The organism is Micromonospora sp. DT228, from assembly GCF_049841595.1.
Lineage (GTDB): Bacteria > Actinomycetota > Actinomycetes > Mycobacteriales > Micromonosporaceae > Micromonospora.
The window spans coordinates 121068-135194 of the sequence record NZ_JBNCKO010000013.1 but is presented as its reverse complement, the minus strand read 5'-3'; the positions used below and the strand labels follow the sequence as shown (position 1 = coordinate 135194).

General features: G+C 72.0%; 17 protein-coding genes. 8 read left to right on the top strand and 9 right to left on the bottom strand.

Annotated features, from left to right (window positions below):
• Positions 1-5: 5 nt before the first annotated feature.
• From ACLQ29_RS24475 to ACLQ29_RS24455, 5 genes are read right to left on the bottom strand one after another with little or no spacing between them, the layout of a single operon-like run.
• Complete coding sequence (locus ACLQ29_RS24475) at positions 6-1736, bottom strand: ABC transporter ATP-binding protein (protein ID WP_425773808.1); 1731 nt, start codon at positions 1734-1736, stop codon at positions 6-8.
• Positions 1733-3415, bottom strand: a complete 1683-nt coding sequence (locus ACLQ29_RS24470) for an ABC transporter ATP-binding protein (protein WP_425773807.1) — start codon at positions 3413-3415, stop codon at positions 1733-1735. Before ACLQ29_RS24470 ends, ACLQ29_RS24475 begins: the two co-directional genes overlap by 4 nt.
• Positions 3412-4254 carry an ABC transporter ATP-binding protein gene (locus tag ACLQ29_RS24465; RefSeq protein WP_425773806.1) on the bottom strand — a complete coding sequence of 281 codons (843 nt, stop codon included), beginning with the start codon at positions 4252-4254 and terminating at the stop codon, positions 3412-3414. Before ACLQ29_RS24465 ends, ACLQ29_RS24470 begins: the two co-directional genes overlap by 4 nt.
• On the bottom strand, positions 4254-5339 hold the full coding sequence (locus tag ACLQ29_RS24460) for a FecCD family ABC transporter permease (protein WP_425773805.1): 1086 nt from the start codon (positions 5337-5339) through the stop codon (positions 4254-4256). Before ACLQ29_RS24460 ends, ACLQ29_RS24465 begins: the two co-directional genes overlap by 1 nt.
• Complete coding sequence (locus tag ACLQ29_RS24455) at positions 5336-6415, bottom strand: FecCD family ABC transporter permease (RefSeq protein WP_425773804.1); 1080 nt, start codon at positions 6413-6415, stop codon at positions 5336-5338. The genes ACLQ29_RS24460 and ACLQ29_RS24455 overlap by 4 nt, the downstream gene beginning before the upstream one ends.
• A gap of 96 nt (positions 6416-6511) precedes the next feature.
• On the opposite strand from ACLQ29_RS24455, the gene ACLQ29_RS24450 reads away from it, so the two are divergent.
• The gene (locus tag ACLQ29_RS24450) at positions 6512-7555 is read left to right on the top strand and encodes an iron-siderophore ABC transporter substrate-binding protein (RefSeq protein WP_425773803.1); all 1044 of its coding nucleotides are present in this window, start codon (positions 6512-6514) and stop codon (positions 7553-7555) included.
• Positions 7556-7638: 83 nt separating this feature from the next.
• Here the strand turns inward: ACLQ29_RS24450 and ACLQ29_RS24445 are convergent, their stop codons facing one another.
• From ACLQ29_RS24445 to ACLQ29_RS24435, 3 genes are all read right to left on the bottom strand, one after another.
• Positions 7639-8127 carry a MarR family winged helix-turn-helix transcriptional regulator gene (locus ACLQ29_RS24445; protein ID WP_425773802.1) on the bottom strand — a complete coding sequence of 163 codons (489 nt, stop codon included), beginning with the start codon at positions 8125-8127 and terminating at the stop codon, positions 7639-7641.
• 8 nt (positions 8128-8135) lie between these two features.
• Positions 8136-9383, bottom strand: a complete 1248-nt coding sequence (locus ACLQ29_RS24440) for an FAD-dependent oxidoreductase (protein ID WP_425773801.1) — start codon at positions 9381-9383, stop codon at positions 8136-8138.
• 71 nt (positions 9384-9454) lie between these two features.
• A complete protein-coding gene (locus ACLQ29_RS24435) occupies positions 9455-9724 on the bottom strand; it encodes a hypothetical protein (protein ID WP_425773800.1) in 270 nt (89 codons plus the stop codon).
• 158 nt (positions 9725-9882) lie between these two features.
• Here ACLQ29_RS24435 and ACLQ29_RS24430 point away from each other — a divergent pair, with 158 nt between their 5' ends.
• From ACLQ29_RS24430 to ACLQ29_RS24405, 6 genes are all read left to right on the top strand, one after another.
• Complete coding sequence (locus ACLQ29_RS24430) at positions 9883-10458, top strand: hypothetical protein (protein ID WP_425773799.1); 576 nt, start codon at positions 9883-9885, stop codon at positions 10456-10458.
• Positions 10459-10531: 73 nt separating this feature from the next.
• Entirely contained in the window at positions 10532-10678 is a 147-nt protein-coding gene (locus tag ACLQ29_RS24425; RefSeq protein ID WP_425773798.1) for a hypothetical protein, read from the top strand.
• A gap of 56 nt (positions 10679-10734) precedes the next feature.
• Positions 10735-11571 (top strand): helix-turn-helix domain-containing protein, encoded by an 837-nt coding sequence (locus tag ACLQ29_RS24420; protein WP_425773797.1) that lies wholly within the window; start codon positions 10735-10737, stop codon positions 11569-11571.
• A gap of 64 nt (positions 11572-11635) precedes the next feature.
• Complete coding sequence (locus tag ACLQ29_RS24415; RefSeq protein ID WP_425773796.1) at positions 11636-12226, top strand: dihydrofolate reductase family protein; 591 nt, start codon at positions 11636-11638, stop codon at positions 12224-12226.
• Between the two features lie 145 nt (positions 12227-12371).
• Complete coding sequence (locus ACLQ29_RS24410; protein WP_269215350.1) at positions 12372-12506, top strand: hypothetical protein; 135 nt, start codon at positions 12372-12374, stop codon at positions 12504-12506.
• Positions 12507-12755: 249 nt separating this feature from the next.
• A complete protein-coding gene (locus ACLQ29_RS24405; RefSeq protein ID WP_425773795.1) occupies positions 12756-12911 on the top strand; it encodes a hypothetical protein in 156 nt (51 codons plus the stop codon).
• A gap of 47 nt (positions 12912-12958) precedes the next feature.
• On the opposite strand, the gene ACLQ29_RS24400 is transcribed toward ACLQ29_RS24405, so the two are convergent.
• Positions 12959-13474: a MarR family winged helix-turn-helix transcriptional regulator gene (locus tag ACLQ29_RS24400; RefSeq protein WP_425773794.1), complete on the bottom strand. Its 516-nt coding sequence runs from the start codon at positions 13472-13474 to the stop codon at positions 12959-12961.
• Positions 13475-13577: 103 nt separating this feature from the next.
• On the opposite strand from ACLQ29_RS24400, the gene ACLQ29_RS24395 reads away from it, so the two are divergent.
• Positions 13578-14102 carry an FAD-dependent oxidoreductase gene (locus ACLQ29_RS24395; RefSeq protein WP_425773793.1) on the top strand — a complete coding sequence of 175 codons (525 nt, stop codon included), beginning with the start codon at positions 13578-13580 and terminating at the stop codon, positions 14100-14102.
• Positions 14103-14127: the final 25 nt, after the last annotated feature.

Genomic DNA, 14127 nt, shown 5'->3' with positions numbered 1-14127 from the left:
CGCGCTCAGTGCCGAGCGCGCTGGTCCGACCAGGCCCGCCACAGCGTGGCGTACGGGCCGTCCCGCTCGACGAGGTCGCGGTGGGTGCCCGCCTCGACGATCCGGCCGGCCTCCATCACCAGGACCCGGTCGGCGCTCACCGCCTGGGTGAGTCGATGCGCCACGATCAGCGCGGTACGCCCCGCCAGGGCGGCAGTGGCCACCCGTTCGAGCAGGCGCGCTCCGGCGCTCCCGGCCTCCGCGGTGGCCTCGTCCAGGATCGCCACCGGCGGATCGGCCAGGATCAGCCGGGCGAACGCCAACTGCTGGGCCTGCGCCGCGGTGAGGACGTGCCCGCCCGCGCCGACCTCGGTCTGCAGGCCGTCGGGCAGTTGCCGCACCCACCCCAGCGCCTGCACCCGGTCCAGCGCGGCGCTCACCTCGTCGTCGGTGGCGTCCGGACGGGCCAGTCGCAGGTCGTCGACGAGGGGTCCGGCGAAGACGTGCACCTCCTGGGTGATCAGTGCGACCTCGCCGGCCGGCACCGCGACGTTCCCGCGGGTCGGCTGGTGCACGCCGGCGATCACCTTGGCCAGAGTGGTCTTACCGGCGCCGCTACCGCCGACCAGGGCGACCCGCTCGCCGCGGGCGATCGTCAGATCGACGTCGTGCAGCACCTGCCGGTCCGGTCGGTAGGCGAAGTCCAGCCCACCAACCACCACCGCGTCCGGGCCTTCGCCGCCGCTGGCCCGTTGCCGTACCGGCGGGGTCAGGTCGGCGACCCCGACCAGCCGGTCCAGCCCCGAGGCGGCGGCCTGGGCATCGTCGACCAGGGCGAGAGCCACGTTGATCGGGCCGAACAGGCCGTGGAAGTACAGCGCCGCCGCGGTCGCCGTGCCGATGCTCACCAGATCCCCGCGGACCAGGAAGAAGCCGGTGCCGAGGACGGCGGCGAGCCCGAGGAACTCGGCGACGTGCAGCCGGGCGTAGAACCGGGTCTGCAACGCGACGCCCCGCAGCAACAGGTCCACCGCCTGCTGGGACTTCGTGGCGACCCGCTCCCGGTGCTCGTCGGCGATCCGAAACGCGCGGATGGTCGACGCCCCGTCGATGGTCGCGAGCAGGTGGTGCTGTTGCGTGGCGACGGCGACCCGCTGCCGGGCGTAGAGCGGGACGGCGCGGCGGGCGTACCAGCGCACCGTGTGCGCCTGCACGGGCACCGCGATCAGCGCCGCGACCAGGAAACGCCAGTCGAGCACGGCCATCCCGGCCAGGGTGAGCACGATGGTCAGCAGGGCGCGGGTGAACTCGGGGACCGCGCTGCGGGCCGCCTCGGCGATCACGGCGACGTCGTTGGTCACCCGGGAGGTGAGGTCACCGGTCCCGGCGCGCTCGACCTGTTCGAGCGGAAGGTGCAGCGCCGAGGAGACGAACCGTTCCCGTAGTCGGGCCAGCACACCCTCGCCGACCTGGGCGAGCAGGGCGACACCGAACCCGGCCAACACCGCCTCGACGACCGCGGCGGCCACCAGCCCCACGCCGGTGAGGACCACGTCACCGGTGCTGCCGCCGCCGGTGGCCAGATCGACGATGCGCCCGAGCAGCGGCGGGCCTACCAGCCCGGCCGCGGTGCCGGCGACCAGCAGGGCAAGTGCCCCGGCCAGCCGGGAGCGGTGCGGACGCACAAGCGTCCGCAACTGCGCCAGGGTGCGACGTCCGGTCGCGATCGGCAGCAACGTCGTCGAGTCGGTGGTCATGCGAGCACGGTCTCCCGGTAGGTGTCGTCCTCGGCGACCAGGTCGCCGTGCGCGCCGTCAATGCGGACGGTGCCGTCGTGTACGACGATCACCCGGTCGGTCACCGCGAGCAGCGCCGGACTGGCGGTGATCAGGATCGTGGTACGTCCGTCCCGCATCGCGCGCAGTCGCCCCGCGATGCGGGACTCGGTCGCCGCGTCGACAGCGGTGGTCGGGTCGTGCACGACCAGCACCGGCGGTTCGCCGGCCAGCGCCCGGGCGAGCGCGATGCGCTGCCGCTGCCCGCCGGAGAGCGAGCGGGCCCGATCGTCAAGCACCGTGTCCAGCCCATCCGGGAGGCCGCGGGCCACCTCGTCGGCGTCTGCCGCGGTCACCGCGGCGTCGACTCGTGCCGGGAGGGCCCGTTCGGCGAGCGAGACGGCCGCTCGGACGGTGTCGTCGAACAGGTCGGTTTGATGTTCGACGGCCAGCACCACGGCCCGCAGGTCGTCCGGTGCGAGGTCGGCGAGCGGTATGCCGTCCAGTTCGATCACCCCGGCGACCGGATCGCGCACCCGCCCGAGCAGCCGCACGAGCTCGGCCGCCTCGGCCGGGTCGGTGGTCACGATTCCGACCAGCTCGCCGGGGGCGATCTCCAGGTCGATTCCGCGCAGGGGTGGGCTGTCCACCCCACGCAGCGCGAGCCCGCCACGGGCCGGCGTGACCGGCTTCGCCGTGCCGTCGGGCACCGCGACGGGTGCGTCCAGGACGGCGGCGACGCGGCGGGCGGACGCGCGGCCCTGCGCGAGGTCGGCGCCCACCCAGCCGAACGTGGACATCGGACCGACCAGGAACTGCGCCAGGCCGAGCGAGGAGATGAGCTGACCGACGCTGATCTCGCCGTGGAGTGCGAGGACCCCGCCGATGACCGCGATGACCGCCAGGAACGCCCCGCTGAGCGTGAGCACCAGCCCCTGGTACGCGGCCTCGGCGCGCGCCGCTCGCACGGTCGCGGCGAGCGCGCTGCGACTGCGCTGCGCGTACCTCTCGACCGCCGCCGTCTCGGCCCGCAGGCCCTTGACCACGCGAAGGCCGATGACGAGGTCGGCGGCAATGCCGGAGGCGTGCGCGCTGTGCTCCTGCTCCGTTTCGCTGCGCTCCTCCAGCGGTTTGCCGAACAGGCGGGTGAGCAGCAGCAGCGGCGGGGTGCCCAGGAGCACCACGAGCCCGAGCGGCAGGGAGATGGACAGCAGCAGGACCGCCGCGAGGATCAGGCCGACGACGGCGGCCACGCCGGAGACGACAGCGATGGCGACCGCCCCGACCCGGGCCGCATCGCTTGTCGCGATCGACACCAGGGCACCGGGTAACCGGTCGACCTCCGCGCCGCCGCGCTCGTGCAACACCCGCCCGGTCACCCGCAGCCGCAGGTCGTGCGCCGCCTGTTCGGCGGCACGTTCACCGGTACGTTCGCCGTACCGGTAGCTGTAGCTCAGGCCGACGTAGACGGCGGCCAGCACACCCAGCCAGAGGCCCAGGCTGCCGACGCCGCCGTCCACGGCCCGGTCGATGATCACACCGATCAGGAACGGCACCGCGGCCTCGCCGGCCTGGTGGCCGGTGATCAGAAGCGTGCTCAGCGAGATGAGCCGCCGCTGCCTGCCGAGCGTGTCGGTGAGCAGTCTGCGCCCGCCGGTCACGCGGGAACCCGGTCGACAGGCGTCGCGACGACGCCGGCGCGGGCCAGTCGACGCCGCTGCCGCCCGGCCGGGACCACCATCGGCGTGTCCGTCTCCGGGTCGGTCATCACCCGGCAGGGCATCGCGAAGACCGTCTCCACCAGCTCCGCCGTCATCACCTCGGCGGGCGGACCCTGAGCGAGGACCCGGCCCTCCCGCATCACGATCAGCTCTGTGGCGTACCGGCAGGCATGGTTGAGGTCGTGCAGGACGGCGACGACAGTCCGGCCCTGCTCGTGCAGGTCGGCGCAGAGGTCCAGGACCTCGAACTGATGCGACAGGTCGAGGAACGTGGTCGGTTCGTCGAGCAGCAGGATCGGCGTCTGCTGGGCCAGCGCCATCGCCAGCCAGACCCGCTGACGCTGGCCACCGGAGAGTTCGTCGACGAACCGGTCGGCCAGCTCGGTCACCTCGGTCTGGCGCATCGCGTCGGCGACCGCCGCCTCGTCCTCCGGCGACCACTGCCGCAGCACACGCTGGTGGGCGAAGCGCCCCCGGGCGACCAGCTCCTCCACCACGATCCCGCCGGGCGCGACCGATGACTGCGGCAGCATGCCGAGCTGTCGGGCCACCAGCTTGGACGGCTGCGACGCGATGGTCTGGCCGTCGAGGTAGACGGCGCCGGACTGCGGCTTCAGCACCCGGGCCAGTGACCGCAGCAACGTCGACTTGCCGCAGGCGTTGGGTCCGACGATGACGGTGAACGAACCGTCGGTGATCTGGACGTCGAGGTCCCGGACGACCACCCTCTTGTCGTACGCCAGGGTCAGCGCGTCGGCCCGCAGCCGCGACTCGGTCATCACTGTGCTCCTTGTCCGCGGTTACGTCGCTCGTGGAAGAGCAACCAGGTCAGGTAGATGCCGCCCAGGGCGGCGGTGACGAGACCGACCGGGACGTCGTCGTCCGGCAGGATGCGCTGCGCCACCCAGTCACTGGCCGTCAACAGGGCGGCGCCCATCAACGCGGCCGGCAGGATCCCGGCGTTCGGCGACCGGGTCAGCCGAGCGGCCAACGGTGGCGCGGCGAGAGCGACGAACGCGATCGGCCCGGCCGCGGCGGTGGCACCGGCCGCGAGTCCGACGCCGGCCAGCGCGAGCACCACCCTGCTGCGTTCGACAGGTACGCCGTGCAGCATCGCGGGCTCGTCGCCCAGCGCCAGCATGTCGAGGTGCCGGCCGTGGTAGAGGGCGACCGGCAGCAGCACCGCGACGGCGACGGCGACGAGCGTCACCTCGGTCCAGCCGGGGCCGTTGACGCTGCCGATCAACCAGACCTGGGCGGCGATCGCCTCGTCCAGTCGGCTGCGGTAGATCAGGTACGAGTTGAACGAGTCGAGGAGCGCGGACACTCCGACGCCCATCAGCACCAGCCGGAACGGCTGCACCCCACGGCGGAACGCGAGCAGGTAGATGGCGACCGAGGTGGCCAGGCAGCCGACGATCGCACCGGCCGCGACCTGGAAGCCCCCGCCGTTGAACAGCAGCAGGACGATGAGCGCGCCGGTCGCCGCGCCCACCGTCAGGCCGACGAAGTCGGGGCTGCCCAGCGGGTTGCGGGTCAACCCCTGGAAGATCGTGCCGCTCGCGCCCAGGGCCGTGCCGACCAGCAGCGTGATGAGTACGCGGGGTAGCCGCAGCTCCTGCACGATGAAGTCGGTGCCCGGGTCGCCCTGGCCGACGAGGCTGCGCAGCACGTCGGGCACGGGGATCGGGAAGTCGCCGCTGGAGAGGTTGACAAGCGCGACGCCCAGCGCCGTGAGCAGCAGCGCGGTGCCGGCGATAAGCGCCCGCAGGTGTACCCGCAGCGAGAGCCGGCCGCCCCGGCTGCGGATCACCAGGCGGGTCGTCCGTCCGGACGGGCGGAGCTGGAGCACCGGGCCGCTCACAGGGTGCTCAGCCGGCGTCGGCGGCACAGCGCGATGAACAGCGGTGCGCCCAGGAACGCGGTGACCACCCCGACCGGCAGCTCGGCCGGGGCCACCAGGACCCGCCCGAGCACGTCCGAGACGAGCAGCAGGGTGGGGCCGAGGACCAGCGAGTAGGCCAGGATCCAGCGGTGGTCCGAGCCGGTGAACATCCGGGCCGCGTAGGGGACGGCGAGGCCGACGAACCAGATCGGCCCGCAGGCGGCGGTCGCGGCCCCGCACAGCAGGGTGATCGTGATCATGCCCAGCACCCGGATCCGTCCCGGGTGCGCGCCGACCGAGGTCGCCGCGTCGTCGCCCATGCTCAGCGCGTTGAGTTGGCGGCCCAGCGCCAGCGCGAGCAGGACGCCGACCACCAGGAACGGCGCCAACTGCGTGATCGTGCTGGTCTCGCGGTCGGCGAGCGAGCCGACGTCCCAGTGCCGGTACCTGTCGAACGCCTCCCGGTGGGTCACCAGGATCGCCCAGATTCCGGCGCCGAGCACCGAGGTGAGGGACACCCCGGCGAGCACCTGCCGTTCCGGGGTGGGCGCCCGGCCGGCGCCGCCGAGCGCGAAGACGGCCGCCGAGGTGAGCCCGGCGCCGGCGATGGCGAACCAGACGTACCCGTTCGCGCTTGTCACTCCGAGGAGCGCGATGGCCAGCACCACGCCTGTGGACGCGCCCAGGCTGACCCCGAGCAGGCCGGGTTCGGCGAGCGGGTTGCGGGTGAGCGCCTGCATCACCGTGCCGGCCAGGCCCAGCGCCGCGCCCACGGCGAATCCGAGGATCGTCCGCGGTACCCGGAGCCGGTGCACGATCTCCGCGGCGGAGGAGCCGTCGTCGTGCCAGAGCACCTGCCAGACCGTGCCGAGGCCGAGCGAACGGCTGCCGACCGCGATGCTCAGCGCCACGGCGGCGGCGAGGGCGACGACGCCGACGACGAGGCCGGCCCAGCGGCGGCCGGAGCGCGACAACGACTCGCGCGGCGCCTTCCGGGGTGAAACGGTCCCGGGCGCCGGGCGGGTGCTGGCGCCTGGGGTCAACACGTGCTCCATCCGTCCACCCGTTCGCATTACTCAATTAGGTGAGGCTAACCTACACTCCCGTTCGAGGTCACCACCCTGGGGCCTCGCTGGCAGAAAGGAACAGCCGTGCGGCTTCCCTCAATCCGCCGGAGCGCGACTGTCGCTTCGACCGCGCTCCTGCTTCTCCTCGCGGCCTGCGGCGGTGGATCGGAGCCGTCGGCCCCCTCCTCCGGCGCCGCCACCTCCACCGCCTTCCCGGTCTCGATCGAGCACAAGTTCGGCACCGCCACCATCCCGGCCGAGCCCAAGCGGATCGCCGTGGTCGGTCTGGTCGAGCAGGACGCCCTGCTGTCGCTGGGCGTCGTGCCGGTGGCCACCACCGAGTGGTTCGGCGAGAAGCCGGGCGCGATCTGGCCCTGGGCCGAGGCCGCGCTGGGCGCGGGGGCCAAGCCGCAGGTGCTCACCAACACCGACGGCATCCAGTTCGAGAAGGTGGCGGCCCTGCGGCCCGACCTCATCCTCGGCGTCTACTCGGGGCTGACCAGCGACGACTACGCGAAGCTGGCGAAGATCGCGCCGACCGTGGCCCAGCCGAAGGACTCGGTCGACTACGGGGTGTCCTGGCAGGACGTCACCCGTACGGTCGGCACCGCCGTCGGGCGCAAGGCCCAGGCGGACAAGGTCGTCACCGACGTCGAGGCCACGTTCGCCGCGGTACGCACGGCGAACCCGGCCTTCGCCGGCGCGACCGGCCTGATGGCCACCACCTACGAGGGCTACTACGTGTACGGCCCGCAGGACTCGCGCGGTCGGTTCCTCACCGACCTGGGCTTCACGCTGCCGTCGGGGCTCGCCGAGGTGACCGGCAAGGAGTTCGGCGCGAACCTGAGCCGGGAGCGCACCGACATGCTCGACACCGGCGTGCTGATCTGGCTTGTCGACAGCTACGACGCCGACCGGGCGAAGGTGCAGGCCGACCCGCTCTACAGCAAGCTCAAGGTCAAGACCGAGGGTCGTGACATCTACCTGGAGAACGAGGAGCTGGTCGGCGCGGCGACCTCGTTCATCACCCCGCTGAGCCTGCCGTTCCTGCTGGAGAAGCTCGTTCCGCAGCTGACCGCGGCGGTGGACGGCAACCCGGCCACGGCGGTCCAGCGGTCCGCCGCCTGACGTCGGGGTGGGGAACTGGACCGGACGGGACAGTTCCCCACCCGGCGGCGGCCGGACCGGCACACAGGCGCGGGTACGTCGCCTCAGGTAGGCCGCCGCTCGGTGTCGTCGCTGCGGAGGCGGTCCAACTCGGCGAGGTACATCGCTCGCATGCGGTCGTAGTGCCGGGCCAACAGCGTGACCTCCGCGACGCTGTAGCCCTCGATGAGCCGCTCCGCCCGCTCGGCGAACCCCTCGTACGGTCGCTCCAACTCGGCGATCCGCTCCGGCCGCAGGGTGACGATCACCCGCCGCCGGTCCGCCGGGTCGCGCGTGGCCGTCACGTAGCCCGCCTGCTGGAGCCGGCGGAGCATGCTGGTCACCGCACCGGTGGTGAGGTTCGTCCGCTCGGCGACCTGCCCCGCGGTGGCGGATCCGACGTCCGCCAGGTAGTCCAGGCACTCCAGGTCGCTCACGGTGAGGCCCAGCCGCTCCGCGATGGCGTACCGGAACACCATGGACAGCCGCGACATCTCCCGCCCGGCGCGCATGAGGTCGGCGATCGCGGACGCACGGGCAGGTTCGTGGGACACGCCGGCAATCATGCCTCCGGGACGGTGACCCGGTGCAGTCGAGGTAACACGCGGGTCAGCACCCAATGCGGCGCGGCCGCTCCCCCGGTGAGTCGGCGCATCAGCCCGGCGGCGGTGTCGACGGCGCGGAAGGCGTAGGGCACCATCTCGTCCTGGTAGTGGGCGATCGCCTCCTCCACCGACGCGCCTGTCGCCCGGGCCTCGACCAGCCGGTGGCCAAGCAGGGCGGCGTCGCGAAGCGCGGTGTTGCCGCCGTGCGCGCCGAACGGCGGCATGACGTGCACGGCGTCGCCCATCATCGTCGCCCGGGGCACCGCCCATCGGCGCGGGCGCCGGCCGGTGGCGAAGTGGTTGAGCACTGTCGCGTCCAACTCGGCCGTGTCGACAAGCCGCCGGATCAGCGGGTGGAAGTCCGCGCTCATCCCGGCGGCCAGTCTCCACAGCTTCAGCAGGTCCCCACGGGCGCCGCTGGGCACCTCCTCCTGCCGCAGCAGCAGCCCCCACATGACGTAGTCGTCGCCGGTGGGGGCGTAGCTGCCCGGGGCCAGGCGCGCGAACGCCTCCCGCGGGCTCTCGCCGAACCGCATCGACGTGAAGAAGAAGGCGCGGCCCGGCCGGTCGGCGATGGCCAGGACCCCACTGGTACGCAGGGCGTCCGGGATGACGCTCACACCGTCGCGCCGCAGGGGCGACCGGCCGTAGATGCCCGCCATCGGGGTGTTCGCCGGGTCCGCGTCCGGCGCGAGCTGTGCGCGCAGCGCCGAGCCGACGCCGTCCGCGCCCACGACGACAGTTGCCGGGGCGGCGTCGCCGTCGGAGAACCGCAACCGCAACCCGGCCGGGCCGCCGCTGTCCACCGCGACGGCGTCCTTGCCGTAGTGGATGCGCCCGTCCAGCCCGGACTGCAGGATCGACCGCAGGGTCAGCCGGTCGACCTGGCGGGTCGCGTGCGGCTCGTCCTTGAAGGCGATGGTGAACGCGTCCCGCAGCCTGCTGTCGGTGAAGCGCAGGTGCCCGCCGGGCTCGTCGCCGGTGGTCAGCGCCAGGTTGTACAGCGAGCGGGGCAGACTCTCGCGCAGCGCCCCCAGCCCGTGCCGGTCGAGAATGATCCGGTAGCCCTGCCGCCGGACGAACGGCCCCGGGTCCCGCTCGTAGACGTGCGCGTCGATGCCGGCACGCGTCAGGTACTGGGCGAGGCAGAGGCCGGAGAGGCCGGCACCGGCGATTGCCACCGAGAAGTCAGTCGATACGACCATGCGGTTATCTTAATGACTAAGATGATTTGGGCAAGGCCGCGCCGTGCCACGTCTGGTGGGCCGGGTACGGGTTATGCCTCGGCGGCGGGTCGGCTGCGCACCACCAGCTCGTCGATCTCCAACCGGCCGACGCGCAGCTCCCGCACGACCGCCCGGCGGATCGCCAGCCGCCCGATGACAAGCGCCCCGACGGCCACGGCCCCGACGGCCAGCGCCCCCACCGCGAGGGCGCCCAGGGACGCCGCCCCCGCAGCCCGCGCGCCGGTGGCCGCCGCGCCCGTCGCCACCGCGCCGTTGGCGCGCGCCCCGGTCAACCGCATCCCGCCTACCTCTCGCTTCATCACCCCATTGTCCGCGTACGGCCGCCCGCCCGCTCCCCGCAGGTCGCGCGTGTCACTCCGCCGTCGCAGCCTCGCCCGATCGCCTCAGTCACGAAACCGGTGGTCGGGGCCGAGCCAGCCGCTGCCGCCTGTCGACGCGCCTACGCTAGGGTCCGCTCATGTCTGCTGACACCGGCGCGCGTCAATTGGGCGGCGAGTCCGTGAGTCGCCGAGGTCCGCTCGCCATGGGCGTCGTCACAATGATCGTCTACGGACTGCTCTGGCTGATCGTGGGCGTCACCGGCCTACCGGTGCCCACCGGCGTCCGACTCGCCCTCGACCTGGCCGCCGTGGTCGGCGCCGCTGCCCTCCTGGTGGCGGGCCGACGGTTGCAGGCGCGCGGTCCGTCCCGAGTCCGTCGCGTCCACACGCATTCGATGCGCTGGTTCCACCTGGTCAACCTGGCCCAGACCGCGCTGATCCTCGGCGCCGTCTTCGGGCTGCTCCAGGCCGATTCACCAGGGCTGATCGTCGTGGCCGTCTGCCTGGTCGTCGGCTTGCACTTCCTGCCCCTGGCCAAGATCTTCGACGTCCCCGGCTACCTGTGGACCGGCGCACTGCTGATCCTGGTGGCCGCGGCCGGCGCGACGGCGTACGGCCTCGACACGGGCAACGAGACCGTACGCGCGGTGGTCGGTCTGCCAGCCGCCGTCGCGCTCTGGTCCACCGCGCTGGACGTGTCCCGACGCGGCTGAGCGAGGGCCAGCCGCACCGACGTCGGCGGCACTCGTACCTGGTCTCGGTCCGACTCTGACTGTCGTTCAGCAGGTGCTGGGCGAGCAGGAGGACGAGGCACCGATGCTGCCGCTCGACGCGCCCAGTTCCGGCGGTCGCGCCTTCTACGACAAGCGCGCCGCCTACCGGGGTTACGTCGTGTACGACTGCTCGTGGCCGGCAACTACCGCCGCGACGTGAACCGGAGTTGGCGCGGCTGGACGCGATGCCGCGGGGGCGTCGGCGATACTCTGGGCGTGGAGTACGTGTCCAGAGTGCCGCGACCGCCGCTGGACGGGCTGATCGACGACCTCTACTACCTGGCGGGTGAGCCGCCGTACGCCCGGCTGACGTTGCCGCCGCCGGCGGCGCTGCTCATCGTCAACCTCGGGGCGCCGTTCCGCATCCGCGCCGGCACCGACATCGAGACGGCCGAGTACGGCGACGGCTGCGTGGTCACCATGCCCACCCGCGCGTGGGAGTTCGGCTACCCACCCCGAACCCGGTCCGTCGGCGTGCACTTCAAGCCGTGGGGGTTGGCGCCGTTCCTGCCGATGCCCGCGGTCGAGCTGTGTGACCGACCGGTGACGGTGGAGCAGGCGTGGGGCCGGCCGGCGATCGCGGAGCTGCGAGACCGGTTGGCCACGGCCGAGGGACCACAAGAGATGCTGACGCTGCTCGAGGAGGAGCTGATGCGACGGCTGTGCGAGACCGCCGGCCTGGGGCTGGTCCGCCAGACGAGCAGCGTCATCGCGGCGACCAGCGGGGCGGTGGCCATCCACGACCTGAGGGTTTCGGCAGGTGTCAGCAGCACGCACCTGGCGCGGCGGTTCAAGGAACTCGTCGGCGTCACCCCGAAGCGGCTGGCCCGCACCTACCGCTTCGCCACCACCGTGTTCTCGATCGACCCCGCCGGACCGATCGACTGGGGTGACCTCGCCGGTAGGGCTGGCTACTTCGACCAGGCCCACTTCGGCCACGAGTTCCGGGCGTTCACCGGGCTCACGCCGACCCGGTACGTCGAAGTCCGACGGCGCTTCCTGCGCGAACATCCCGGCCACGTGCTGGACAACTGGCCGCTGCCGGTCGATTGATTTCGTACAAGAGCGTCAGCTCACGACACGCTAACTTGGGGGCCCCGAAGCAGAGGAGCGCCCCGTGGGCAGAGTGGTCATGTACGGCTCGGTGTCGATTGACGGCTTCATCGCGGACGACAATGACCAGCCCGGACCGCTGTTCGACTGGTTGTCCGGCGGTGACGTCGCGTTGGACGAGAGCGGCGCGCTGACGGTGTCGCAGACGTCCTACGACTACACCCGGCCGTACTGGGACCAGATCGGGGTCACGATCGCCGGCCGACACGTCTTCGACCTGACGGACGGCTGGGACGGGACGCCGCCGAGCGGGATCGACCACGTGGTCGTCGTGACGCACCGGCCGCAGCCCGAGGGCTGGGACCCCGAGGCGCCGTTCCACTTCGTCGACGGCGTCGAGGCCGCCGTGGCCAAGGCGCAGACGCTCGCGGGTGACCGCATCGTCGAGGTCGCCGCTGGCGACGTCGGTGGCCAGGCGCTCGCCGCGGGCCTGGTCGACGAGGTACGCATGGACGTCGTACCCGTGGTGTTCGGCTCCGGCAAGCGCTACTTCGGGTCGGTTGACGCGCAGCACCTGCTGGAGGATCCGGACGCGGTGATTCAGGGCAACCGGGTGCTTCACCTGCGCTATCCGGTGCTCCACGGCCGCGGGTGACAGCGCCGGCACGAGCGAGAACAGCGTAGGGTCGGCGTGCAGTGAAGGACTTCGTGCCCGCCGCGCGGGTCATCCGTCACCTGCACGCCGCTGTCAGGCGAGCACCACGCTGCACGTTCACCTACCTGCTTCAGGAGGTTCGATCATGTCCAAGGACTCGACGACCAAGGCGAACGTCAAGAAAAAGGGTAAGACGATCAAGGAGAAGCAGACTGCGAAGCGCCTGAAGCGCGACGAGCAGAACGGGCAATCCTCGAACATCGTGCCCACCGGGCGCTGACCCCGGCTGCGTCGCTCAATTCTCTGAATGCGGCGGTGAAGGTGGGGGCTGACGGTCGTCGGCTTCCCACCTGCCCCACGTGGATCATGGTTCTGTCGGGCGGAGCCGCCGATCAATCCGTCCGTGACGGGCGGCGCTACTGGTCGGGGCTGCGACGGCGCTCCTCGATTGTGCTGCTCGGCCCACGCCCGGACCACTGCCAGCGGGGCGTCCAAGGAGAGACCCGGGCTTAACCGGCAGGGATTCCGCATGGAGTTGCGCCGGATCACCGGCCGGGAGGCCCTGCGCTGCGGCTTCGGCTACTACCGGGCCGCCGAGCAGAACGCGGCAGCGATCTCAGCGGTGGGCCGGCTGACCACGCCCACCCTGGCCGTCGGCGGCAACACCGTCGGCGAACTGCTCTAGCGGATCGTAGGGGAAGGCGTCCCTGAGGCTCACGCGGCGCCGCGCGATCAGTTCGGTAGACCATCCGACGGCGGTCGGCGTTTCCGCGTGGAGTGTGGCCTGCCGCCCTTACGGAGCCGGGTGGCCTCGCGTAGCGCCACGTCGCGGCCGGTACGGGCGAAGTCGGTCAGCAGGAGCAGTTGGTCGTCGGTGAACCCGGCGATGCGCTCGGTCAGGTATGCGGCCATCGGCTCGTACAGCGCGGCGAGTTCGTCGGTCCGGTCGGGCCTGGGGTGCACGGTGATCCGCCGACGGTCGTGCGGGTCATGCTCGCGACGGACGAGGCGCTGCGCCTCCATCCGGTCGAGCATCTTGCTCACCGCGCCGGTGGTCATGCCCATCCGTTCGGCGAGCTGGGTGGGCGTGACGGCGAGACCCGCGCTGACGAGGTTGAGGCAGTGCAGGTCGTTGACCGGTACGCCGAGTTGGTCGGCGACCGCCGACTGGAACAGCGCGGTGGCACTGACGAACTGCGGGATCTCCACCCAGGCAGCCGCCACGAGTGCTTCGTGCCCCGTTGACATGCCCACCTCCTTCCGGACAGCTTCCCCGAGAAGCAACTTCTTCGAGAAGTTGTTGCTTCGGGTGGGGTGACCCGCGGAAAGCCTAGAACAGGAAGGCGTGGGCATGACTCACGCACTGATCATCGGCGGCGGTGTCGCGGGTCCGACCGCCGCCATGGCACTACGAAAAGTCGGGATCGACGCCACCGTCTACGAGGCGTACGCCACCACGGCTCACGACGTGGGTGCCAGCATGGGCATCTCCCTCAACGGTCTCGACGCGCTGCGCACCCTCGACGCGCACACCGCCGTCCGCGACGCCGGCTTCCCGGTACCCCGCGGCGTCATGTGGCTCGGCAACGGCAGACGCCTGGGCGAAGGACACACCGGCACTCCGCTGCCCGACGGGACGCTCCCGATCGTCATCAGACGCCACGACCTCTACGCCACGCTGCGCCAGGAGGCCCTCCGCCGCGGCGTGCCCATCCACCACGGCAAGCGCCTGGTCCACGTCGACCAGCGCGGTGACCAGGTCGCAGCGGTGTTCACCGACGGCACGGAAGCTGTCGGCGACCTGCTCATCGGTACGATGTGCCAATACCATCAAGACGGGGCAAATAGGCCCAGGGGGCGTTGTCGTGTCGGATGAGCCTGTCGCTCGTCGGGGGTCGCGG

What these genes read in the sequence shown, in the direction of transcription:
- ACLQ29_RS24455 (WP_425773804.1), bottom strand. Translation starts at nt 6,415, where the DNA reads ATGGAGCACGTGTTGACCCCAGGCGCCAGCACCCGCCCGGCGCCCGGG.
- ACLQ29_RS24440 (WP_425773801.1), bottom strand. Translation starts at nt 9,383, where the DNA reads ATGGTCGTATCGACTGACTTCTCGGTGGCAATCGCCGGTGCCGGCCTC.
- ACLQ29_RS24405 (WP_425773795.1), top strand. Translation starts at nt 12,756, where the DNA reads ATGGAGTTGCGCCGGATCACCGGCCGGGAGGCCCTGCGCTGCGGCTTC.
- ACLQ29_RS24395 (WP_425773793.1), top strand. Translation starts at nt 13,578, where the DNA reads ATGACTCACGCACTGATCATCGGCGGCGGTGTCGCGGGTCCGACCGCC.
- ACLQ29_RS24410 (WP_269215350.1), top strand. Translation starts at nt 12,372, where the DNA reads ATGTCCAAGGACTCGACGACCAAGGCGAACGTCAAGAAAAAGGGTAAG.
- ACLQ29_RS24400 (WP_425773794.1), bottom strand. Translation starts at nt 13,474, where the DNA reads ATGTCAACGGGGCACGAAGCACTCGTGGCGGCTGCCTGGGTGGAGATC.
- ACLQ29_RS24435 (WP_425773800.1), bottom strand. Translation starts at nt 9,724, where the DNA reads ATGAAGCGAGAGGTAGGCGGGATGCGGTTGACCGGGGCGCGCGCCAAC.
- ACLQ29_RS24430 (WP_425773799.1), top strand. Translation starts at nt 9,883, where the DNA reads ATGTCTGCTGACACCGGCGCGCGTCAATTGGGCGGCGAGTCCGTGAGT.
- ACLQ29_RS24475 (WP_425773808.1), bottom strand. Translation starts at nt 1,736, where the DNA reads ATGACCACCGACTCGACGACGTTGCTGCCGATCGCGACCGGACGTCGC.
- ACLQ29_RS24465 (WP_425773806.1), bottom strand. Translation starts at nt 4,254, where the DNA reads ATGACCGAGTCGCGGCTGCGGGCCGACGCGCTGACCCTGGCGTACGAC.